Origin of the sequence: Streptomyces coffeae, from assembly GCF_016741875.1 — a bacterium.
In the GTDB taxonomy this organism is placed as follows: Bacteria; Actinomycetota; Actinomycetes; order Streptomycetales; family Streptomycetaceae; genus Streptomyces; species Streptomyces coffeae.
In genome coordinates, this window is the sequence record NZ_JAERRF010000049.1 from 14,338 (window position 1) to 37,051 (window position 22,714).

Consider the following 22,714-nt stretch of genomic DNA (forward strand, 5'->3'; position numbering starts at 1 on the left):
CCCTGAGGAAGTCGTAGAACAGGCGGACCGGCGCGAGCCGCTGCTGGATCGTCGCGTTCGCCAGCCCCGCCCCTGAGTCGATCGAGGCCACGTTCGCACCCCGGCGGTGCGGCCGCGATGTCAACTCCCTTACGTAGACGGCTATATGGGAATGTCATCCAAGCGAAGCGGCTTGGCTGTCAGCCGTGCAGTGCAACGGGGAGGGTGGTCAGCCGGCTGCCTTGCAAGCCACCGATGCTGGTCTGCTGAAGCTCGGTGAAGGGGACAGTGAGGCGGGCGTGAGGGAAGTCGGTGCGCAGCACCGTGACCACTGCGCGCAGTTCGAGGTGCGCGAGGTGGGCGCCGATGCAGTAGTGGGGGCCGGCACCGAAGGTCAGGTCCGGTGCAAGTGTGCGTGTGGGGTTGGCGTTGATGCCCTGGATGTCGACGAGGATGGGTGTTCGGGCGGGAAGCCGTATCCCGGCGAGTTCGATTTCGGTGGTGGTGAACCGCCAGAGGGTGAAGGGGGCGGGTGGGTGCGTTCTGAGTGTGTCGCGGACCAGTTCGTCGATGTTGTCGGCGTCCGCCGGGGTGCGGTGCGGGCCGCCTGCGAGCGTGTGGGCGATCAGGGTGCCGAGGGCGGCGTCGGTGGTGAGTTGCCCGGCGAAGATCAACGTAAAGAGGTGGTACCGCAGTTGGTCGTTGGTGGTGTCTGCTGGGACGCGGTCACGTAGCTCGGCGGCGAGTCCTTGGCTGTCGTCGTGGAGTCCGGCAGCGGCCAGCTCTGTGAGGGCGGCGATTGCTCGGCCCTGATCGCCGGGCTTGTTGCTGAGCATCCGTGTGCAGGCGCCGACGGCTCTGTCGAGGTGGTCGAGGGGGATGCCGAGCAGGTCGAGGAGGACGGTGAGCGGGTAGCTGGTGGTGAACCCGGCCATCAGGTCGACCGGTGCGCGGTCGGTGGCACGTTCGGCCAGTAGGTGCCGGGCGATCGCGTGGATGCGATCCGACTGCTCGCGGATCCGTTTGGCGTTGAGGAGCGGGGCATGGGCACGCCTGAGGGTGGCGTGCTCGGGGCCGTCGAGGGTGGTAAGGCAGGGCTGCTCGGCGGCGGTGGGTTCGAGGCCGGCCCTCTGACGGTCCCAGCCGGGCGGCGCCAGCGCGGGGTCCTTGGCGATCCGGGGGTCGGCGAGTACCTCGCGCGCCAGATGCGCGTCGGTGACGATCCAGACCTGCCCTCCGGCCGGGAAGTTCATGGGGACGAGGGGGCCAGCGGCACGCAGGGCCGCGTGCATGAGGTCAGGCTCGGATAAGCCGTGGGCGGTGGCGGCGAACGGATCGATCTCTTCGGGGCAGGCGGCGTTCGGCATCACAACTCCATGAGGGAGGGGCGCGGATGCGGAAGCAGCGGCTGGCTCCTCCCCCGCGCGCCTCCGCACTGAATTGGCTTCACTGTAGAGTATCTTCACCGTGAAGTAATCCTATGGGGAAGCTATGCTGGCTGTCGACGAAGTGTCAAAACGCGCCGACGTACGTCACGATGGCCCGCAGAAGACCGGAGGTCTCATGGAGGAAGCGGCCCATGGCGGCGGTACAACGCAGCGCGGGCGACTGATGGAAGGGCTCCTGGCCTACGGTGCGGCCTTCACCGAACTGGGCCGCCGCTTCGCCGTCCAGCTGGGCGTGCATTCCACTGACGCCTTCGCCCTGCTGGAGATCGCCTCTGCCGAGGAACGGGGTGTTCCGCTGTCTCCGGCCCTGCTCAGCAAGCGCATTTCGCTGTCCTCGGGAGCCATGACGACGCTGCTCAACCGCCTCGAACAGGCCGGATACATCACGCGCAGCCGCGAACACGACGACCGGCGAATCGTCACCCTGCGCAGCAGCCCACAGGTCAAGGAACGCGCTGACGAGTTTTTCGGCTCCATCAACGAACGTCAGGACGCTGTCTTGTCCCAGTATCCGGACGACCTCGTCGAGCAGTTCGAGACCGTCGTGACCCAACTGCGTTCCGCTCTGGAGGCTGAGCTCACACCGTCAACCGGGGGCAAGTGAGCGGGTGACCGTCCGTCATCGAGTACAGGGTGTCGTCTTTCTCGGTCGGCTGAGCGCGGCAAGTGTGACCGTTCTCGGGCACCTTGGCCCGATCTCCTGGCACGACTGGGCTGGCCAGCTCAAGAGCACAGGACGACTGGGTTCGTTGTCAAACGCCTCGAAAAGATGGCAAAGGACACCGTTGTCTCTTCTCAATGAAGTTGGTCGACGACAAGCCTGTTGAGCTGTGCAGACTGAATTGAGTGAGACACCCGGCTCGATCTGTTCGACAGGGCGATCTTGGTGTTCGCTCAATGGCGATGCCATACGAGCGTGTAGCGCCAGAACAGGCGACGACGCAGTCGTGCGCCGGGCAGCACGTCATGGGACTTACTGACGATGTCGGAAAAGCTCATGTCCGCTGGTCGGGTCAGGGCGGTCATCGAGACCGGCCGGGGTGCTCTGCGGCCTTTGTTCTTGAGCCAGCCTGTGGCTGCATTCAGCGGGCTGGCGGCCGCGCCGAGCAGATAGTCTCCGGCAGTCTGCGCCCGGGATAGGCCGACAACCACCAGGGTTCCTCCGGGGGCCAAGTGCTTACGGAAGACAGTGAGAGCTTCGATGAAGGGCAGATGGTGGATGGTGGCGACGCAGGTGATGACGTCGTAGGAACTGGCAGGGATCCCGGTCAGGGCATCTGCGACCGTGAAGGTCCCTGGGGTCGACAGAGAAGTCAGCCTCTGTGCCTGGGCTGTGATCACCGGGTCGGAGTCGATTCCCTGGACCTCGTTGGCGCGTGTGGCCAAGAGCCGGACCAGTTCGCCGCTGCCGGAGCCGACATCCAGCGCAGTGTCGAAGCGTTGGGGAAGTTGCCGCATGAGCCACTGGTGGTAGTGGGCGTTATGGTCCCAAGGGTAGGCGGCATTGAACTGGTCGAGCGCTCGGAGGGCTCGCTTCGAGAGGGGCGTCATGTCGTCAGTCCACCAAATCCCTTGTTCCTGCGACACCAGAGCTTCTAACAAAATGCGGCCACGTCCGTCGACGGTGACGTCCTCGCTGGTGCCGTGACCGCAAACGATCACCGGGGTAGTGTGACGGCTGGGTGTCGGCAGCGGTGGATGTCGCGCAGGTCAGTTGAAGGGCGTGCCATGGTCTGTCAGTTGCCTGGTCTAGGGTCGCCCGCATGGCTGAGCCCTCCTTTCTGACCGCCGTCCGCGAGTCGTACGACACGGTCGCCGCCGATTACGTCGAACGCGTCCCGCCTCCAGCCGAGATGGACCCGCTGTCACGCGCGATGCTGGCGGGGTTTGCCGAACTGGTGCGGACGGCCGGTCTGGGGCCGGTCGCGGACCTGGGGTGCGGCCCCGGACGCGTGACGGCGCACCTGGCCGGGCTGGGGGTGTCCGCCTTCGGCGTCGATCTGTCGCCGAAGATGGTCGGGCTGGCCCGGCACGCCTATCCGAACCTGCGGTTCACTGAGGGCTCGATGACCGCGCTGGAGATGAGGGACGACGAGCTCGGCGGCATCCTGGCCTGGTACTCCACCCATCACACGCCCCGCAGTGGCTGCCGGATGTGTTCGCCGAGTTCCACCGCACGCTCGCGCCCGGCGGCTACCTGCTCTGGGGAGACTACGTCGGCAATGAGCGGCTGCAGCCGACCCACGGCTATGGCCGTCCGGTGTCCTACGAGTCGTACCTCCTGCCCCTGGACCGTATGGTCGACCTGCTGGACCAGGCCGGACTCGTCGTCACCGCGAGACTGGAACAGGAGCCCGGCGGACGCGTGAACAGACCGCACGCCTGCCTCCTGGCCCGCAAACCCGAAACGCCCTGACGGGGCGCGTTCCCGGGGTGAGGCCGCTCGGCTGGACCGCCCACGATCATGGGGCAGGCGGTCAGACCGCTGGGTTGAGAGGGCGGCCGCCCCAGCGGATGCCTTTCTCGCTGCGGACACGGGCGCGTTCCCGGCGCGGCGCGGCCAGGACGCCTGGATGGCGTGCGTTCTGGTTGCGCCAGTACAAGCAGTGATGCAGCGCGCGGTTCCATGGGAACACCGGCTCGGTGCGACTCCTGGAGAAGCACGGCTTCCGGCGCACCGAGACGGTCTGGTACGGCGAGGACGAGCACATCATGCTGGTGCTCGACGAGGACCGCTGATGGATCTTAGAGGACGTCTGGTTCGTGTAGTTCGCGGATAATTAGGGTTTATGCATCTCGCCAGGTTGAGGTGGTTTCGCCGGTGGCCCGTTTGGCGAGGGTGGAGATCGCTGCGAGGGGGACCGTCTCAGGGGTGGTGCCCATGCCCAGAGCGTGCCGGAGATATCGGGTCTTGGGCTGTTGACCTGGGTGTATCCGCCGGGTCTGGTGGATGGGGTGGTTGCCGCGTGTGGCCGTACCGAGCAGCGCAGACGGCTGCTGCCCGCTCGTCTGGTGGTCAACTTCGTCCTTGGACTGGCGTTGTTCTCGCCCGCGCCGTGATTGTTCTCGCCCGCGCCGTATCTGGAGGTGTTGCGGCATCTGGTCGAGGGGCTGCGGGGTGCCGGGCTGGGCGGTTCGTGGCGGATCCCGGCGAAGTCGTCGCTGTTCCGGGCCCGTGACCGGCTGGGGCCGGAGTCGCTGCGGGTGCTGTTCGCCGCCACCGCCGGGCCACTGGCGGACCAGGAGACGCCGGGTGCGGGGGTGCGGAGTTTCGGCCGGGTCCAGCCGAGGGTCTGCTTCATCAGCCGGAAGGTGTGCTTCAGGTCGAAGCGCCTCAGGAACGCCTGCCAGCGCACGTCGATGTCCTCGCTGTTCAGGGCGGTGGCCGACGACCACAGGCAGACCGGCAGGGGATCTCCGCCGCCGGGCAGGCGGTCGACCTGGAGGCGGATCAGCGTGCCCTCGATGACGGGGAGTTCACCGGTGTGGTCGATCCAGGCGGAGCGGGTGGTCAGCCTCGGGTGGATTCGGTCCCAAGCCATCGCGCGGGCGGTGCCGTACCGGTCGGTGACCTGGACGGTGGCCGCGTCCGGCTCGCCCCAGGTCTCCGGCTTGGCGAAGCGGAACTCCTTGCCGTGCTTCGGCCGGCGCCCGCCCTGCGGCGGGGAGCTCCAGGGCACCGGGACCGGCCTGCGCATCACCCGGTCCGAGCGCATCCGGCCGAGGACCTCCACCGGCAGGCCGTCGAGGAGGTGGGCCATGTGCGGGGCGTCGTATCCGGCGTCGAAGACGACCAGGATGTCGCGGTCGCCGACGTGCCAGCGGCCCATCTCGATCAAGTCGGTGACCACCCGGCGGACCTGGACGGCGGTGATCTCGACACGGCGTCCAGGAGTTGGCACCAGGACGTCCGGCCCGATTCGAGAGCGGCGACGAACGAGTACGGCCAGCCGGGTATGAACTGGTCCGAGGTCCGTCCGCTGCGGCCGTAGACGTGGCAGAACAAACGCTCCGCGCTGGTCGGGGCGTCGGGACGGAGCCAGTTGCTGACGTCGACCGCGAGACCAGGCGCCCGTCGGCGGCCTGCGGCATGGGCAGGCCCGCCAGCACCTGCCGCAGCCGGGGCACGTCCACGCTCCCGCGGTTCAGGGCGTCGTACAGAGCGCCGCGCCCGCGCCGGCGCTCAGCCACCAGCGTCAGGTCCACCGGCGTCCTCACCGGCCCGTCCGCACACAGCAACGCGTCGCCGTCTCGCCTTCGCTGGGGTCTGGGAAGCGATGCCGTCGGGTGTGAGTGATCAGTCTCCCTGAGACCAGGCCGCGCTCGGCAGCGACAGGTAGACGCCGAAGTCGACGAGCCCCGTTGCGGCGCGGATGTCCGCGTGCAGCGCATCCACGCGCTCTTGGCGGTTGGCTTCCCTGCTGGTGGACCACTTCGACTTGATCTCGATCACCACCGTCAGGCCGCTACGGTCCAGCGGGCTCAGCGGCCGGAAGCGGATCTCGACATCCCCGGGTTGCAGCTCGCCGTCGTACGGCTCCTCGGGGCACTCCACAGCCAGGGACACCAGGTGCGGCAGCACCGAGCCGAGTTCGCGTAGCTGGGGCTCGGGCACCGTGGGCGCATAGGTCACTTCGACAAGCGGCATCCTCGACACCTTAGACGGAGACCAGGCAAAACTGGCAGCCAGAGAAGATCCTGATCACCCTACAAAGGTCGAGAGGTTAAGGAACAAGCTGAGCACCGCAACGACTTCGGCAGGTGAGGGGTCGACACAAGCAGGTGATCGTGACCCCGCGAACGGGTAGGTGAGCACGCGACACGCCGTCAACGCCATCAGCTGTGCCGGGCATTGGCAGTGCTCGGCCTGCGGGCGGCTGCTCGACGAGTAGCGAGCGCAGCACATGCACGCTCATGCCGATGACCGTTGATCAGGTGCAGGCGTCCGGTCAGGTCGGAGAGGTCAGGCTCGCTGCGTGGGTTCGTCGCAGGCACGGCCGATCAGTCCGGCTGCGGTCAGGGTGAGGTGCTGGGTCAGAGCCTGGGCCGCTTCATCGGCGCCGCCCCGCCAGCCGGGCACGGCCCTCACCGCTACTTCGTCGTGGTGCACGCCCTCGACGTCGCGTCCATCGGCGTCCCGGCCGACGCCACCCCGGCCTTCCTCGGTTTCGCCATGTCCTCGCACACCCTGGGTCGCGCGGTTCTGACCGCCACCGCGGAAACGCCGCGCGCGGGCGAAGACACCGAACGGATCGAGGTCTCCCGACTCATCCCCGCCCCCGCCAGCGCCGTCTTCGCGGTCCTGACCGACCCGAAGGGTCACGTGGACATCGACGCGTCGGGAATGCTCATGGACGCCGAAGGACGACCGGTCAAACAGCCCGGGGACCGGTTTCTGGTCCACATGGATCGGGACGCCCTCGGGGACGTTCCCCTGGGCAAGTACGACGTCGAGGTCGTCATCACCAAGCTCACTCCGGACGAGGAGATCGCCTGGACCGTCGAAGGCCGGGTCCGGCCTCATGCCCGCCACATCTACGGCTACCGGCTGGAACCGACCGAGGGCGGCACCCGCGTCACGTCCTACTACGACTGGTCGGAGATCACCGAGGAGTGGAAGCAACGCCTCACCTTCCCGGTGGTCCCCGAGTCCGCCATCAAGGCCACCCTCGGGATCCTGGAGCGCACCGTTCGCCGGCGAATCGCCGCCTAATGCCGACCTGTTGGAGCCGACCGGAGCACGCTCCACCGCAGCGGCTTCAGCTTGTTGATCGCCCGTTCGACGGTGTTGCGCTTCTTGTAACGCTCCTTGTCGAAACCGGGCCGGCGGCCGCCCGCAGCCTTCTCGGGGATGACATGCCGAATTCCGCGCCTGCGCAGGTAACTTCGGGTCCGACGGTTGCTGTAGCCCTTGTCCGAGCTGACGCTGTCCGGCTTCGTGCGCCGCCGCCCGGTGGTCAGCCTGGGAACACGGATCCTCTCCATGACTGGCTCGAACTGGGTGCAGTCGGCGCGTTGTCCGGGCGTGATGACCAGCGACAATACCCGGCAGCGGCCGTCAGCACTCAGATGGATCTTGGTGGTGAAGCCGCCACGCGAGCGGCCGAGCGCCTCACCTCCCGCACCACTTCCGCCAGCCGGTCGACCAGTTCCGCCCCGATCCGACCGGCCTTGATCGCCTCGGCGGAGCCCCTTTTGAGAGCAGGCGGCGGAGCCTGCCGGGCGCCGGCGGCGTGGTGGTGCGCACGCACCGACGTCGAGTCGACCGAGACGTCCCAGTCAATGTCGCCCGCCGCGTCCGCCTGGGCCTGGGCAGTTGGAGGAGCAGTTCCCACGTGCCGTCCGCCGACCAGCGCCGATGCCGCTCGTGCACCGTCTTCCACGGCCCGTACCGCTCGGGCAGGTCACGCCACTGCACGCCCGTCCGGCCCGGTACAGCACCCCGTTCACCACCTGGCGATGGTCTCGCCACCTGCCACAACGACCGTTGCTCACCGGCAGAAGCGGCTCCAGCCGCTCCCACTGGGCATCCGTCAGATCGCCTCTATGTCCCACAGTCCTATCAAGGACTCAACGAGACTCGGCAGAACCATTCCGCTCCGGGCAGCCGATACCTCTGGTGCTTCTGGGCCGATGCTCTCTGGCCGCAACCGGCTGGAGGGCATCGGCCCAGTTGCGCGAGTGGGCGGTGTGTCAGGTGGTGATGGTGGCGACGGGTTCGAGACCGTACGTTCGCGCGTAGCCGTTCTCGGTGCCGACGAGAAGGTCGATGACCTCGAAGTAGCGGTCCCAGAACGGGGTTTCGCGCAGTGCGTCGATGAGGCGCTGGTAGGCGTGGTGGTCTTCGGCTTCCCACACCCAGACGTCGGTGACGCGCGCGGAGTAGAACTCCGTGTCGTAGAAGCGTGACCGGACTCCGGTGGTCTTGGCCTCGATGGCCGGCAGGACCTGGGTGGTGAAGGCGTCCACGCGTTCCTGGACGGTCAGTGCGAGCCACTCGGGTGTGGTCTTGACCAGCATGAACGCCGTGACCGGCGGTTCGGTCCTTTCAGCGGGCATCAGGGTGCCTCCAGGGTGGCAGGTGGGCTTGGTTCGCGGAGCTCCTTGTGTTCCGGCGCCGGGTGCCGGACTTCAGGAGAGGACGGCGGGCTTGAGGGTCCGGGCGCACCACTGCTCGAAGCCGGTGGGGGAGGTGGTGTCCGCAGTGCGGGCGATGCCGGCGTCGAGGCCCTCGTCCTTGGCCCGCTTCATGTCGACGATGCCCTGGACGAATGCCTCGTTGAGGCCGTGGCCGACGAGGGTGGTGGACAGCTCGTCGAGCGGCCGGCGTTCGTAGCGGACGGGGCGGCCGAGCTGTTCGGTCATGATGCGGGCCAGGTCGTTGGGGGACAGGTCCTGCGGCCCGAGGACCGGGACGCTGTCGGTGCCGGTCCACGAGCGGTTCAGCAGCAGGCCGGCGGCGGTGGCCGCGATGTCGGCGACAGCGACCAAGGGGGCCTTGCGGTCGGCGTCGACGGAGTCGGTGAAGACGCCCTTCTCGCGGATCGAGTCGGCTTCCTCCAGGAGGTTCTCGAAGAAGGACGGGCAGGCCAGCGCCCGGTAGGCGACGCCGGCGCCGGCGATGAGGTCGTCCATGGCGAGGGAGGCGGTGACGAGGCCGGCCCGGTCGGCGAGCGGGGTGCCGCGGCCGAGCGCGGAGACGCCGACGACATGGTCGACGCTGTGGGCGGCGAGCGCCTTGAGGGCGGGGAGGGTGAAACCGCTGTACGTGTCGTACGGGGTCAGGGAGGCGTCCGGGGGGACGAGCCAGAAGACGGCGTCCGCACCCTCGAAGGCTCGGTCGAGGACACCGGCTTCTGCGTGCGATCCGGTGACCACCTCGACGCGGCCGCGCGCCGCGTCCGGAAGCCGGGTGGGATCGCGCACGATCACGCGCAGTTCCTCACCCGCGGCGGGAGCGGACTCCAGGAGCCGGGAGAGCAGGTGACGGCCGATGTTCCCGGTGGGAGCAGTGATGACGATCATCAAAACCTCGCAGGTCGTGCTGGTTCGGGTACGCCCCTCATCCTGCTGAGGATCTCCGTGCTGCCACAATGGGAACTTCAGCACGGAATCATTGCTCGAAATGGAATGATGCTGGTGAACAGCCCGGATTCGGTCATCGACGCCAATCTCGCCATCGCGCTGGACGCTCTGCTGGCCGAGCAGAGCGTGACCCGTGCCGCCGCACGTCTGCACACCTCGCCCGCCGCCATGAGCCGCACCCTCGCCCGTCTGCGCCGTATCCTCCAGGACCCCCTCCTGGTCCGGGCCGGACAGACCATGGTTCCCACCCCACGCGCCCAGGCCCTGCGCGAGGAAGCCGCCACAGTGGTACGCAGCCTCGGAGCGCTGCTCAGCCCCGGCGCGAGCGTCGACCCCGCCAGCCTCCGCAGCACCTTCACCCTCCAGGCCGCCGACCTGGTCGGCGCGGCACTGGCCCCCGGGCTGCTGCAACTGGCCCGGCGGGAGGCGCCGGGGGTCTCGTTCCGGATCCGGGCCGAAGAACTGGAGGCCGGACCCGCGCTGCGCGATGGCCGGATCGACCTGGAGATCGGATCCATCGACCACGTGGATCCCGAGACCCAGATCGAAGAACTGGTCAGCCTCCGAATGGTCGCGGCCGTCCGGCCCGGCCATCCACTCACCGAAGGGCCGCTGACCCCAGCCCGGCTCGCTGCCGCCCAACACGTCGCGGTCAGCCGCCGCGGCCGGTTCACCGGCCCCCTCGACACTGCCCTCGCCGAGCTGAACCTCCACCGGCTGGTCAGCGTCGTCCTCCCCAGCCACCTGGCCGCGATGACCCTCGTTGCCCGCAGCGACCTCGTCTGCCTCGTACCCGCCGCACCCCCCGGCGCGGCCCCCTCGCCCCTCACCCACGACGCCAACGCCCTCGGACTGCACCTCCTCGACATCCCCCTGGCGCTGCCACCACTGACCATCGGCATGGCCTGGCACCCCCGACACACGGCCGACGGCGCCCACCGCTGGCTCCGCGACACCGTCCGCCGGACTCTCTGCACACCGACAGCAGCTTCTGAGATCACCGCGGCGGACGCCATCGACCCCAAGTAGTACGACATCGCTGAGAAGGCCGACCAGGCCGCCAACCGGGCCCGGCGGGGGAAGGCCGGCGGCCGGCCTCCCGGATTCGACAAGGAGCGTTACAAGAAGCGCAACACCGTCGAACGGGCGATCAACAAGCTGAAGCCTTCCGAGCGGTCGCGACCAGGTTCGACAAGCGCGGCTACGTCTACCTCGGTACGGTCACCGCAGCCGCACTCGTCATCTGGCTCCGCTCATGATCGCCAGGACTGGCCGCTGAGCTGAGTGTTTCTTGTGGATGGAGAAGTCGTTGGGGTGGCGTGGTGACGCTCGGGTGGTCGTCTGGGGCTCGTAGGTCGAGGCTGCGGTGGGCCCGTCCGGTGTTGTAGTGCTCGGCGTCCGTGATAACGACGGCACGGAGGTGTTCGCCGGTGATGAGGATTCGGTCGGTGCATTCAGCGCGGCAGCGCGGCCGCCGCCCTGGCCATGGTCTTTAAGCTCGTCGAGTCCGCCCAGGCCCGATGGCGGGCCGTGAACGCACCTCACCTCGTCACCCTCGTCCGCGCCGGAGCCCGCTTCGAACGCGGCCACCTCGTCGAACGCCCCGAAGCCCACGCAGCCTGAACTACCCCACGATCCAGAGATCTTGACTACTGATCTTGCATCGCTTGAGGATCAGGCTGTCGCGGAGACGAACCCAAGGGCCGTCGCAACGTTCGACGACAGGTCGGTCATCGCATCCAGCACCAACCGGTGATCGGCCCACGAGGCGAACTCCTCCCGCAGACGTTCCACCACCTCCCACGTCGGCTCAGCGAAGCCCTCGATCCCCCGGGACCGGTTCTCCAACCGACGGCGGTGCACCACCGGATCCGAACACACCACCTCGATGAACACCACCGGCACACCATGACGATCCGCCAGCGTCCGCCACTGTCCCCGCGCCGCCTCCACGGCGTTGACCGCATCGACGATCACGGGTTGGCCCATGCCGAGCACACCATCGGCCACGGCCTCGGCCACGACATACGCCGCCAGGCCCGTGGGCTGGTCACGGGCCACCCCCGCACGCCACATCGCCGCCTCGATCGGGTCCACGGACACGACCGGAGCACTCAGCTTGCGCCCCAACGCCTCAGCGACCGAACTCTTCCCCGCACCGGGCAGCCCCGCCATCGCAATCAACATGACGACACCCTCGCACGCCCGACCGATCCGCAGACCATCAACGCCAGAACGGCACAGGCATCCGCATCCCGAGTCATCAAGTCACGCGACGACATCCACAGGAATTGACAATGACTCATCAGGGTCGCCGCCAGCACCATGTGGAACATCCTCAAAGAGCACGGCATCGACCCCGCGCCCCAGCGCAACCACACCACCTGGGCGACCTTCCTGCGCTCCCAGGCCCAGGCCATCCTCGCCGCCGACTTCTTCGAGACCAAAACCCCGACCGGGGCCACCCTCTACATCCTCGCGTTGATCGAACACTGCACCCGCCGCGTGCGGATCCTCGGCGCGACCGCACGCCCCTCCGCAGTCTGGGTCACCCAGACTGCCCGAAACTTGACCATGGACCTCCAAGACGCAGGCTGCAGAGCAAGGTTCCTGATTCGGGACCGGGACGCTCGGTATCCGGCATCCTTCGACATCACCCTGCAGACCGAGAGCATTCAGGTCGTTCAGACCGGTGTCCGGATGCCACGCATGAACGCGATCATGGAACGCTGGGTGCGGTCATGCCGAAACGAGCTCCTCGACCACACCCTGATCTGGAACCAGCACCATCTACTCCACGCACTGCGCGAGTACGAGGCGTTCTACAACGAGCACAGGCCCCACCGCGCTCTCGCAGGAGCCGCACCCCTCCGCCCAACGCCCGGGCGGATCACCGAACCCGATCAGCTCCGCCACCTCGACGTCCATCGACGCAACCGCCTCGGCGGCATCCTCCACGCATAACATCATGCGGCATGACCAGCACGGACGTAGTTCTTGGCACCTACAACGGCGGGGCGGTCCAGGTCTGGTCCACCACCACCCGCGAACCCTGCCGCCTGGCCGGAGAAACCGGCCAGGCGGCACCGCGTCGTCGTGGAACGGTTACGCGGCGGCGGGCCGGCGAGCCGTCACGATCAGGTAGCCCAGCTCGGGCATCTCCAGGTTCTCCCCCTCGGCGGGCTTCAGCTTGGCGAAGACCTCCGGGTCGACCTTGGCGGCCAGTTGCTCCATGTTCTTGGCGAGCGCCTCACCGAGCCGCTTGACCGACTGCCGCGTGGTGTTCTCACTGACGTCGATGATCTCCGCACAGCGCAGACCCGCCTCGCGAAGCATGGAGGGGTACGCCTCGAAGGACGCCGGCGACTGGGTGAGGTACCGCTTGAGGATGCCCTCGATCACCGGGCGCCGCTCCTCCGAGATGGTCTCCCGCTCGTAGTTGTCCGTGAGCGCGAGCCGACCCCCGGGCCGCAGCACCCGGCCCGCCTCGGTGAGCGCGGCCGTCCGGTCGGGCATCTGCATGACGGACTCCAGCATCCACACGGCGCTGAACGAGGCGTCGTCGAACGGCAGGTTCATCGCGTCGCCGTGCTGGAAGCTCACCTTGCCGCTCACACCTGCAGTCTCGGCCAGCTCGTTGGCCTTCTCCACCTGCTTGCGGCTGACACTGATGCCCACCACCTCGGCACCCGTCTTCTGGGCGAGGCGGATCGCCGGCCCGCCGAGGCCACAGCCGATGTCCAGCACCCGGTCGCCGGGGCCGACCTGCAGGCGCTCGATCATCATGTCCGTGAGCCGGTCGGCGGCGTCCTCCAGGCCCGTGGTGTCCTCCTGGCTGTCCCAGAAGCCCACATGGATGTTGGGGCCGTACAACGAGGCGTCGAACGCCCCCATCAGCTGGTCGTAGAACTGGCCGACCTGCTCACCGACGGGGGTCAGGTTCGAAGACGTCACTTTTTCTCCTTCTGATATATGCAATGCACGGAACCCGGAAGGACACCTGCGCGGCTCGAAGGACGCGTGCACGCCCTTCCGGGTTCCGTCTTTCTCTCGCGACGAGCGATCCAGGGCCCGGCGGGATGCCGGACCTCAGCTCACACGTTCTCCGCAAGCCAGTCGAGGACGGCTCCGGCGGTGCCGCCGGCATGGTCCTCCATCATGGTGAAGTGGTCGCCGGGCACTTCGATCCGGGTGACCCGGGGCCCCCACGCCGCCTCCTCGTCGGTGGTCTGCTCCGATCCCGTGAAGGTCTCCTCGGCCTTCACCGCCAGGATCGGCGCGCCGATGGGCGCCGGTCCCCAGTCCGAGAAGAGGCGCAGGTAGCCACCCATCGCGGTGAGCCTGCCCTCGTCCACCACACCGAACATCTTTTCGCGATCGAACATCTTCCCGGAGAGGTTGGTCTGGATCCACGGCAGCGCCTCACTGCGCGGCAGATACGTGTCCAGCATCACGACCGCCGACGGGGCGCTCCCGCGCTCCTCCAGCAGCCCCGCGACCGCCTGGGCGATCCATCCGCCCGACGACCGGCCGACGACCACGAACGGATCCCGCCCGACGGTCCGCAGCACCGCCTCCGCCTGCATCTCCACCACCGCGTCGACACTGGCCGGCAGCAACTCGTCCTTGCCGAAGCCGGGTTCGGGCAGCACGGTGACGTCACGGCGACCCCGGAAGCCCGCCGCGAAGCGCGCGTACTCACGGGCCCCCGAGATCGCCACCAGCGACGGGAAGCACACCAGGCCCGGCGCCGTGCTGCCCTTCGAGAGCCGGACCAGCTTGGGCGGGCTCGTCAGCTCGGTGGCGGTACTGAACGACGGGCGCAGCCGGGCCGCCGCCATGAGCAGCTGGGTGCCGGCGACGTACTCGCCGTCGGCGCACGCCTGCCGGTAGAGCGACTCGATCGTCGATCCGCCCCCGGCCGCGGGGGTCGCCGGCTGCCGGGCGGCACCGGTCCCGGCGGCGGGCGCCTCCGGCTCCGGCACGGCCCCCGGCACCACCTGGGTGCGCAGATGGCCGGCGAGCGCGGCGGGGGTGGTGTGGTCGAACAACAGCGTGGCCGGCAGCGTCAGACCGGTGACGTGGTTGAGCCGGTTCCGGATCTCCACCGCGGTGAGCGAGGTGATGCCCAGCTCCAGGAAGGCGTGGCCCTCCTCGACCGGGTCCACGGAGTCGTGGCCCAGCACCGTCGCGGTGTGCGTCCGCACCAGCTCGGTCAGGGTCCGCAGCTGCTCCGTGGCCGTCAGCCCGGCCAGTCGCTGCCCGAGCGGCATCTGGCCCGGCTCGCCCGCGCCCCCGCCGGAGGCAGGGTCGGCCGCCCGGCGCGCCGGCACCCGTACCAGTCCCCGCAGCAGGGCAGGCGTGCCAACCGAGGCCGCCTGTGCCTGCAGAGCGGCGAGGTCCAGCCGCATGGGCACCAGCAACGGGTCCGCGTCGGCACCGGCGTCCCCGGCGACGGCCGTTCGCGCCACCGCCAGGTCGAAGAGGGCGAGGCCCTCGGCGGAGGTGAGCGCGGCCACCCCGGAGCGGTTCAGCCGCTGCACGTCGCTGTCGTCCATGTGCCCTGTCATGGCGCTGCGTTCGACCCACAGCCCCCAGGCCAGGGAGGCCGCGGGCAGCCCCGCCGCCCTGCGGTGCTGCGCCAGAGCGTCCAGGAACGCGTTGGCCGCCGCGTAGTTGGCCTGCCCGGCGGCGCCGAACACCCCCGCCGCCGACGAGAAGAGCACGAACGCCGTGAGCGGCAACTCCCGGGTCAGCTCATGGAGGTTGACGGCCGCGTCACTCTTCGGCCGCAGCACTGTGTCCACGCGCTCCGGCGTCAGCGACCCGAGGACACCGTCGTCAAGGGCACCGGCCACGTGCACCACACCGGTCAGCGGATGCTCGGCCGGCACCGTCGCCAGCAGCTCCGCCAGCGCGGAGCGGTCGGCCGCATCACAGGCGGCCAGCCGCACCGACGCGCCCAAGGCCGTCAACTCGTCCGCCAGCTCGGCGGCACCGGTGGCAGCCCGGCCACTGCGGCTGGTCAGCAGCAGATGCCGTACGCCGTGCTCGGCCACCAGGTGCCGGGCCACCAGGGACCCCAGCACGCCGGTCGCCCCGGTGATCAGCACCGTCCCCTCCGGAGTCCACACCGGAGACGCGGACGTGCCCTCGTCCGCGGCGTCCGGCCCGGACCCGTCGGCGGCCCGCTCCGCGCGCACCCGGGCCAGCCGCGGCGCGAACGCCCGCCCGGCCCGCACCGCCAGCTGCGGCTCCGCACCGGCCAGGAGCTGCGGCAGCACCACGAACGAGGCCTCCTGATCGTCCAGGTCCAGCAGCACGAACCGGTCGGGATTCTCCGACTGCGCCGCCCGCACCAGACCCCACACCGCAGCGCAGGCCGGGTCCGGCACCCGCTCCCCGGACCGGACGGCGACCGCCCCATGGGTCACGAACACCAGGCGGGAGCCCGCGAAGCGCTCCTCGCTCTGCCACGCCTGCGCCAGCCGCAGCGCCCGATGCGCCGCGGCGCGCACCCGGTCCGCGGACAGCTCACCCGGCACACCAGCGTCGAACGACGAGGCGAACGGGACGAACACCAGGTCCGGAAGGCTCCCGCCCGCCGCCACGGATCCCGTCAGCGCGGACAGATCCGCGTACCGCTCGGCCTGGGCCCCCGCCACACCCGCCGACTTCAGGGCCGTCGGCAGCGACGTGCCGTCGTCGCCCAGGACCGCCCACCTGCCCGACGCGCCGGACCCGGCGGCCACCGCCACCGAGGTCCAGTCGAGCCGGAACAGCGACTCGTGGAACGTCCCGTGCGCCCGGCTGAGCTGCTCGCGGGAGATCGCCCGGGTCACCAGCGAGTCCACCGAGAGCACCGACCGGCCCGACTCGTCCACGGCGGTCACCGCCACCGCGTCCGGTCCCGCCGGCGCCAGCCGGATCCGCAGCGCGGACGCGCCCTGGGCGTGCAGCGACACACCGTTCCAGGCGAAGGGCAGCCGAACCCGGCCGGTGTCCCCGTCCGGGGCGACGGAGCCGGGCAGCCGGACGAACCCCCCGAACGCCATCGCGTGCAGCGCCGCGTCCAGCAGCGCCGGGTGGACGCCCAGGTGCCGGGCCTCGGACCACTGTTCCTCGGGCAGCCGGACCTCCGCGAACACCTCGTCACCGCGGCGCCATACGGCCCGCAGCCCCTGGAACGCCGGTCCGTAGCCGAACCCGTTGCGCGCGAACCTCTCGTACAGACCCTCCACGTCCACGGCCTCCGCGTCCGCCGGCGGCCACACCTCACCGGCCTCCGCCCACGCCGCCGATCCGCCACCGTCCGCGAGAGCGCCGACGGCGTGCCGCGTCCAGGGACCGCCGTCCGCCTGCGAGTACACGCTCAGCGAGCGCCGCCCGGACTCGTCGGGCCCGCCGACGGAGACCTGCACGGACACCGCACCGTCCTCCGGCAGCACCAGCGGCGCCTCCAGGGTGAGTTCCTCCACCCGGTCGCAGCCGACCGTGTCCCCGGCGCGCAGCGCCAGCTCCACGAACGCCGTCCCCGGCAGCAACGTCACCCCGGCCACGGCATGTTCGGCCAGCCAGGGGTGTGTGCGCAGCGACAGCCGGCCCGTCAGCAGCGCCCCGTCCGACGCGGGCAGCGTGACAGCGGCGCCGAGCAAGGCGTGATCGGCGGAGGAGAGCCCGGCCGACGTGACATCGGACGGGGTGGCGGGCTCCGACTCCAGCCAGTAGCACTGGTGTTGGAAGGCGTAGGTGGGAAGGTCGACGCGGGTGGCGCCGGTCCCTGCGAAGACACCGGCCCAGTCGACACTCGCGCCACCGACGAACGCCTCGGCGGCCGAGGTCAGGAAGCGGAGCAATCCGCCCTCGTTCCGGCGCAGTGACCCGACCGCCGTGACAGGGGTGTTGATGTGGGTCTCGGCGGTCTGCTCGATGCCCATCGTCAACACCGGGTGCGCACTGGACTCCACGAACAGACGGAAGCCGTCGTCGAGCAGGGCACGCACGGTCTCGGCGAAACGGACCGTCCGACGAAGGTTGCCGTACCAGTAGCCCGCGTCCAGAGCGGTGGTGTCCAGCACCTCAGCAGTGACGGTGGAGTAGAACGGCACCGATCCGGCTCGGGGAGCGATGCCCGCCAAGTCCCGGAGCAGCGCTTCCTCGATCTCCTCCACATGGGCGCAGTGCGAGGCGTAGTCCACGGCGATACGGCGAGCCCGCACACCATCGGCCTCACAGCGGGTGAGGAGTTCGTCCAGGGCGTCCGCGTCGCCGGAAACGACCACCATAGCCGGGCCGTTGACCGCCGCGATCGCGAGACGGCCGTCCCAGGAGGTCAGACGTTCCCGAACGGCCTCGACGCCGAGGGAGACGGACACCATCCCGCCGCGCCCGGACAGCGCCCGAATGGCCTTGCTCCGCAGCGCCACCACCTTCGCCGCGTCCTGCAACGACAACGCGCCGGCGACGCATGCGGCAGCGATCTCACCCTGCGAGTGACCGATCACCGCGGCCGGCTCGACACCGTAGGACCGCCAGACCTCGGCCAGCGAGACCATCACCGCCCACAGCACCGGCTGGACGACATCGACCTGCTCCAGCCAGGCCTCGTTGTCGGCATCACGCAGGATGTCGGTCAGCGACCAGCCCACGAACGGCGCCAACGCAGCCGCACACTCACCAATCCGCTCCGCGAACACCGGTGAGGAGCTGAGGAGTTCCGCTGCCATGCCGACCCACTGCGAACCCTGACCGGGGAACACGAACACGACACGCCCATCCGAGCCGCCCGCACTCCCCCGCACCACGCCCGCAGCCTCACGGCCCTCGGCCAGCGCCTCCAGGCCATCGGCCGGACCGCCCAGGGCCACGGCTCGGTGGTCGAACATCGACCGAGTCGTGGCGAGCGAGAACCCGACATCCACCGGCGACAGTTCAGGCGCATGGGCGGCCAGCTTTGCCGCCTGGGCCCGCAGCGCGGCCGCGGACTTGCCCGAGACCACCCACGGCACCACCACCGGCGGCACACCCTGCGTGGACGGCCCCTCCTCAGGCGCCGGGACCGGAGCCTCTTCGAGGATGATGTGGGCGTTGGTGCCGCTGAGTCCGAAGGAAGAGACACCTGCCCGGCGCGGTCGGCCGGCTTCGGGCCAGGGCGTGGGCTCGGTGAGGAGTTCGACCGCCCCGGCCGACCAGTCGACGTGCGGGGTGGGCTCGTCGACATGGAGCGTCCGCGGCAGCAGCCCGTTCCGCATCGCGAGCACCATCTTGATGATGCCGGCGACACCGGCCGCCGCCTGCGTGTGCCCGATGTTCGACTTGATCGAGCCCAGCCACAGGGGTCGGTTGTCCGGCCGGTCCCGGCCGTACGTCGCCAGCAGCGCCTGCGCCTCGATCGGGTCACCCAACGTCGTGCCCGTACCATGCGCCTCGACCACGTCGACCTCGGCCGCCGGGACCTGGGCGTTCGCCAGCGCGGCCCGGATCACCCGCTGCTGCGACGGACCGTTCGGCGCCGTCAGACCATTGCTCGCACCGTCCTGGTTGACGGCCGAGCCACGCACCACCGCCAGCACCTGGTGACCGTTGCGCTCGGCATCCGACAGCCGCTCCAGCAGCAGCAGGCCGACGCCCTCACCCCAGCCGGTGCCGTCGGCGGCAGCCGCGAACGGCTTGCAGCGGCCGTTCGTGGCGAGGCCGCGCTGGCGGCTGAACTCCACGAAGGTCGCGGGGGTGGACATCACGGTCACACCGCCGGCCAGTGCCAGCGAGCACTCGCCCTGGCGCAGCGACTGCGCCGCGAGGTGCAGGGCCACCAGCGAGGACGAGCACGCGGTGTCGATGGTCACCGCGGGGCCTTCGAGGCCGAAGGTGTAGGCGATGCGGCCGGACGCGATGCTCCCGGACCCGCCCGTCGCGAGGTAGCCCTCGGCTCCTTCGGGGATGCTCTGCAGCTGGGAGCCGTAGTCGTGGTACATGAGGCCCGCGAAGACACCGGTCGTGCTGCCCCGCAGGGTCGCCGGGTCGATGCCGGCCCGCTCGAAGGTCTCCCAGGAGGCCTCCAGGAGCAGGCGCTGCTGCGGGTCCATGGCCAGCGCCTCGCGCGGCGAGATGCCGAAGAACGCCGGGTCGAAGTCGCCGGCGCCGTGCAGGAAGCCGCCTTCACGGACGTAGCTCTTGCCGTCCGAGTCTGCGTCGGCGTCGTACAGCCCCGCCATGTCCCAGCCGCGGCCCTGGGGGAAGCCGGAGATGGCGTCCTCGCCCGCGGCGAGCAGGCGCCACAGCTCTTCGGGGGTGCGGACGCCGCCCGGGAAGCGGCAGCCCATGGAGATGATGACCACCGGGTCGTCCGCGCCGTCCCCGCCGGACGGACCGGAGGGAAGGGCAGGCGTCGTGGGGTGTGCGGTGTCGTCGTGGCCGCCGGTCAGCTCCCGGTGGAGGTACTGGGCGAGGGCCAGGGGCGTCGGGTAGTCGAAGACCAGGGTGGCGGGCAGGCGCAGTCCGGTGGCCGTGGTGAGCCGGTTGCGCAGTTCCACGGCCGTCAGCGAGTCGAAGCCGAAGTCGCTGAAGGCCCGGCTCGGTTCCACCGCCTCCGCCTCCGCATGTCCCAGGACCGCGGCCACATTCCGGCGTACGGCGTTCAGCACCAGCCGTTCACCGTCGGCGGCCGTGGCTCCGGCGAGCTGTGCGCGCAGCTGCGAGGATCCCGTGGCACGGGTGGTGTCGGCGGAGCGGCGGTGCGTGGACCGCACCACGTCGCGCAGTATGTGGGCCACTTCGCCGCCTGGGGAGGCCTGTGCCGGGTCCAGCCGCAGCGGGACCACCACCGGGGTGTCCGCCGCGCAGGCGGTGTCGAACAGGGTCAGACCCTCTTCGGGGGCCAGCCCCCGTACACCGGACTGTTCGATGCGGCGCAGATCGGCCCGGTCCAGTCCGCCCGCCATGCCGTCGGCCATATCCCACAGGCCCCAGGCAAGGGAGAGCCCAGGCAGACCGGCGGCGCGGCGGCGGCGTACGAGCGCGTCCAGGAACGCGTTGGCGGCGGCGTAGTTGGCCTGGCCGGCGGTGCCGAACGTGCCCGCGGCCGAGGAGAACAACACGAACGCCGACAGGTCCAGACCCTGCGTCAGTTCGTGGAGATTGACCGCGGCGGCCACCTTCGGACGCAGGACGGCGTCGACGCGTTCCGGAGTGAGCGAGGCGATGACACCGTCATCGAGCACTCCGGCGGTGTGCACCACCGCGCGCAGCGGACGATCCGCCGGAACGCACTCCAGCACGGCCGCCAGGGCCGCCCGGTCGGCCACGTCACAGGCCGCCCAGGTCACGGAGGCGCCGGCAGCCGACAGCTCCGACTCCAGCTCGCGGGCGCCGTCGACGTCCGCGCCCCGCCGGCTCACCAGCAGCAGGTTCCGGAGGCCGAACGCCGTCACGAGATGGCGTGCGACCAGCTTGCCCAGGGTGCCGCCGGCGCCGGTCACCAGAACCGTGCCCCGCGCCTCCCAGGTCGCCGAGTGCTCCGGAGCCGCCTCGGTGGCGCGAACCCGGTCCAGGCGCGCGGCCAGCAGGGTTCCACCCCGGACCGCCACCTGGGGTTCGCCGCCGGCCGCGGCGGCGGACAGGAACGGGAGGTCGTCGACGGTCAGCGCACATGGCTCGGCGGGTTCGGGGCGCTCCTCGTCGGCTTCCAGGTCGACCAGGACGAAACGGCCGGGGTGCTCGCTCTGCGCGCTCCGCACCAGCCCCCATACGGCGGCTGCCACGAGGTCGGTGACGTCGTCGCCGTCCTCGGCCGCCACCGCACCGCGCGTGACGATCATCAGGCGCGAGTCGGCGAGCCGCTCCTCCGCCAGCCAGCCCTGGACCATAGCCAGGCCCCGGTGTACGGCGTGTCGCACCGCCTCGGCGTCCACGCCCGGCACGGACGGCAGCACGCAGGCGACCAGCGGCGGCACGGCGGCACCGGCGTCGACCGCGGCGCGCAACACATCGAGGTCCTGGTGGTACGACGTCCGGTCGAGCACTCCCTCCGCCCACGCGTCCCGGGACGCCGACCCGGCGCCGCCCAGCAGGACCGGCACGGATCCGGCATGCCGGGCCTGTGCCTCGGCACCGGGTACACGGCGCCACCCCAGGCGGAACAGCGACTGGTGGAGCACACCGCCCGCCGCGCTGATCTGCTCGGCGGAGACGGGCCGCGTCACGAGCGACCGCACGGTGGCCACGAGCCCGCCGGCCTGGTCCGTCAGTTCCATCGACAGCGTCGAACCGTCGGCTCCGCCGAGACTCAGGCGCACGCGGAGCGCCGAGGCGCCCGTCGCGTACACCGACACGCCGCTCCAGGAGAAGGGCAGCCGAATGCCGACCGACGGATCCGGCAGAGCCGGCAGAGCCCACGGGTCCGCCGCGGCCCCCACCGCGTGCAGGGCCGCGTCCAGCAGAGCCGGGTGCACACCGTAACGGCGCGACTGAGCTTCCGTCTCCTCCGGCAGCAGGACCTCGGCGAACACCTCGTCACCGCGCCGCCATACGGCCCGCAGGCCCTGGAAGACCGGTCCGTACCGCAGACCCGTGCCGGCGGCCCGCTCGTAGTACCCGTCCAGGGCCACGGCCTCGGCGCCGTGCGGCGGCCACACCAACTCCCCGGAGTCCGGGCGCGCCTCCTCCGGCGCGACCCGGCCCGTCGCGTGCCGGATCCACGGCTCGCGCTCGTCGTCCGGGCGCGAGTGCACGGTCAGCGCCCTGGAGCCCGAGTCGTCGGCGTCGGCGACCGCCACGCGTACCTGTACACCGCCCTGCTCCGGCAGCACGAGCGGCGCCTCGAGCGTCAGCTCCTCGAGCCGACCGCACCCGACCCGGCCGCCGGCGTGCAGCGCTAGTTCCACGAACGCGGTCCCCGGCAACAGCACCGCCCCCATGACCTGGTGGTCGGCCAGCCAGCCGTGCGACGCCAGGGACAGCCGGCCGGTGAACAGGCAGCCGTCGGAGTCGGGCAGCGTCACGGCCGCACCGAGCAACGGGTGATCGGCCGCACCCAGACCCACCGAGGCGACATCACCGGACGTCGGCGCCGCCTCCAGCCAGTAGCGGTCGCGCTGGAAGGCGTAGGTGGGCAGTTCCACCCGCCGGGGACGGGAAGGGGCGAGATAGGCGGCCCAGTCCACACTCCGGCCCTGGACGTAGATCCCGGCCAGCGCCTCCAACAA

At 70.2% G+C, this 22,714-nt stretch carries 13 protein-coding genes and 9 pseudogenes; 10 read left to right on the plus strand and 12 right to left on the minus strand.

Translation table 11 applies throughout. The annotated features are described in order from the left end of the window. Positions 1-179: 179 nt before the first annotated feature. A complete protein-coding gene (locus tag JK363_RS39225; RefSeq protein ID WP_201883053.1) occupies positions 180-1,346 on the minus strand; it encodes a cytochrome P450 family protein in 1,167 nt (388 codons plus the stop codon). Positions 1,347-1,470: 124 nt separating this feature from the next. On the opposite strand from JK363_RS39225, the gene JK363_RS39230 reads away from it, so the two are divergent. Beyond that, positions 1,471-2,031, plus strand: a complete 561-nt coding sequence (locus JK363_RS39230) for a MarR family winged helix-turn-helix transcriptional regulator (protein WP_307822061.1) — start codon at positions 1,471-1,473, stop codon at positions 2,029-2,031. 290 nt (positions 2,032-2,321) lie between these two features. Here JK363_RS39230 and JK363_RS39235 read toward each other — a convergent pair whose 3' ends face one another. Continuing rightward, the gene (locus JK363_RS39235) at positions 2,322-2,978 is read right to left on the minus strand and encodes a class I SAM-dependent methyltransferase (RefSeq protein WP_201883074.1); all 657 of its coding nucleotides are present in this window, start codon (positions 2,976-2,978) and stop codon (positions 2,322-2,324) included. A 212-nt stretch (positions 2,979-3,190) separates the two neighbouring features. Between JK363_RS39235 and JK363_RS39240 the strand changes: the two are divergent. Further along, positions 3,191-3,843 (plus strand): annotated as a pseudogene (locus tag JK363_RS39240) (class I SAM-dependent methyltransferase). Between the two features lie 61 nt (positions 3,844-3,904). Here JK363_RS39240 and JK363_RS43440 read toward each other — a convergent pair. Beyond that, a pseudogene (locus JK363_RS43440) lies at positions 3,905-4,048 on the minus strand (IS630 family transposase); the annotation flags it as partial. Between the two features lies 1 nt (position 4,049). Between JK363_RS43440 and JK363_RS39245 the strand changes: the two are divergent. Both JK363_RS39245 and JK363_RS45130 read left to right on the plus strand, forming a co-directional pair. Beyond that, a pseudogene (locus tag JK363_RS39245) lies at positions 4,050-4,166 on the plus strand (GNAT family N-acetyltransferase); the annotation flags it as partial. A 348-nt stretch (positions 4,167-4,514) separates the two neighbouring features. Beyond that, positions 4,515-4,583: pseudogene (locus tag JK363_RS45130) on the plus strand (hypothetical protein); the annotation flags it as partial. Positions 4,584-4,663: 80 nt separating this feature from the next. Here JK363_RS45130 and JK363_RS39260 read toward each other — a convergent pair. Continuing rightward, positions 4,664-5,672 (minus strand): annotated as a pseudogene (locus JK363_RS39260) (transposase); the annotation flags it as partial. Between the two features lie 52 nt (positions 5,673-5,724). Next, entirely contained in the window at positions 5,725-6,075 is a 351-nt protein-coding gene (locus tag JK363_RS39265; protein WP_201883055.1) for a hypothetical protein, read from the minus strand. A gap of 342 nt (positions 6,076-6,417) precedes the next feature. Between JK363_RS39265 and JK363_RS43445 the strand changes: the two are divergent. Both JK363_RS43445 and JK363_RS43450 read left to right on the plus strand, forming a co-directional pair. After that, positions 6,418-6,654: pseudogene (locus tag JK363_RS43445) on the plus strand (YbhB/YbcL family Raf kinase inhibitor-like protein); the annotation flags it as partial. Then, positions 6,631-7,140 carry an SRPBCC family protein gene (locus JK363_RS43450; protein ID WP_268981165.1) on the plus strand — a complete coding sequence of 170 codons (510 nt, stop codon included), beginning with the start codon at positions 6,631-6,633 and terminating at the stop codon, positions 7,138-7,140. The pseudogene JK363_RS43445 and the gene JK363_RS43450, both read left to right, overlap by 24 nt. Here JK363_RS43450 and JK363_RS44930 read toward each other — a convergent pair. The 4 genes from JK363_RS44930 to JK363_RS39295 all read right to left on the minus strand — a co-directional run bounded on the left by JK363_RS44930 (position 7,137) and on the right by JK363_RS39295 (position 9,452). Beyond that, the gene (locus JK363_RS44930) at positions 7,137-7,706 is read right to left on the minus strand and encodes an IS5 family transposase (RefSeq protein WP_372444943.1); all 570 of its coding nucleotides are present in this window, start codon (positions 7,704-7,706) and stop codon (positions 7,137-7,139) included. The genes JK363_RS43450 and JK363_RS44930 overlap by 4 nt on opposite strands. After that, positions 7,707-7,982, minus strand: a complete 276-nt coding sequence (locus tag JK363_RS44935) for a transposase (protein ID WP_215911698.1) — start codon at positions 7,980-7,982, stop codon at positions 7,707-7,709. Positions 7,983-8,120: 138 nt separating this feature from the next. Then, complete coding sequence (locus JK363_RS39290) at positions 8,121-8,486, minus strand: darcynin family protein (RefSeq protein WP_201883059.1); 366 nt, start codon at positions 8,484-8,486, stop codon at positions 8,121-8,123. A 72-nt stretch (positions 8,487-8,558) separates the two neighbouring features. Continuing rightward, positions 8,559-9,452, minus strand: a complete 894-nt coding sequence (locus JK363_RS39295) for an NAD(P)H-binding protein (RefSeq protein ID WP_201883061.1) — start codon at positions 9,450-9,452, stop codon at positions 8,559-8,561. 105 nt (positions 9,453-9,557) lie between these two features. Between JK363_RS39295 and JK363_RS39300 the strand changes: the two genes are divergently transcribed. The 3 genes and pseudogenes from JK363_RS39300 to JK363_RS43465 form a co-directional block, all read left to right on the plus strand. Next, a complete protein-coding gene (locus JK363_RS39300; protein WP_201883063.1) occupies positions 9,558-10,541 on the plus strand; it encodes a LysR family transcriptional regulator in 984 nt (327 codons plus the stop codon). A gap of 6 nt (positions 10,542-10,547) precedes the next feature. After that, positions 10,548-10,771, plus strand: a pseudogene (locus tag JK363_RS43460) (IS5/IS1182 family transposase); the annotation flags it as partial. A 202-nt stretch (positions 10,772-10,973) separates the two neighbouring features. Beyond that, positions 10,974-11,135 (plus strand): annotated as a pseudogene (locus tag JK363_RS43465) (IS256 family transposase); the annotation flags it as partial. Positions 11,136-11,186: 51 nt separating this feature from the next. Here JK363_RS43465 and JK363_RS39305 read toward each other — a convergent pair. After that, entirely contained in the window at positions 11,187-11,699 is a 513-nt protein-coding gene (locus JK363_RS39305) for a P-loop nucleotide/nucleoside kinase family protein (protein ID WP_201883065.1), read from the minus strand. Between the two features lie 117 nt (positions 11,700-11,816). On the opposite strand from JK363_RS39305, the pseudogene JK363_RS39310 reads away from it, so the two are divergent. Then, a pseudogene (locus tag JK363_RS39310) lies at positions 11,817-12,476 on the plus strand (integrase core domain-containing protein); the annotation flags it as partial. A 141-nt stretch (positions 12,477-12,617) separates the two neighbouring features. Here JK363_RS39310 and JK363_RS39315 read toward each other — a convergent pair. Together JK363_RS39315 and JK363_RS39320 are read right to left on the minus strand one after the other, a co-directional pair. Then, on the minus strand, positions 12,618-13,466 hold the full coding sequence (locus tag JK363_RS39315; protein WP_201883067.1) for a methyltransferase domain-containing protein: 849 nt from the start codon (positions 13,464-13,466) through the stop codon (positions 12,618-12,620). 140 nt (positions 13,467-13,606) lie between these two features. After that, a partial coding sequence (locus JK363_RS39320) for a type I polyketide synthase (RefSeq protein ID WP_201883069.1) occupies positions 13,607-22,714 on the minus strand: 9,108 nt, incomplete at its 5' end.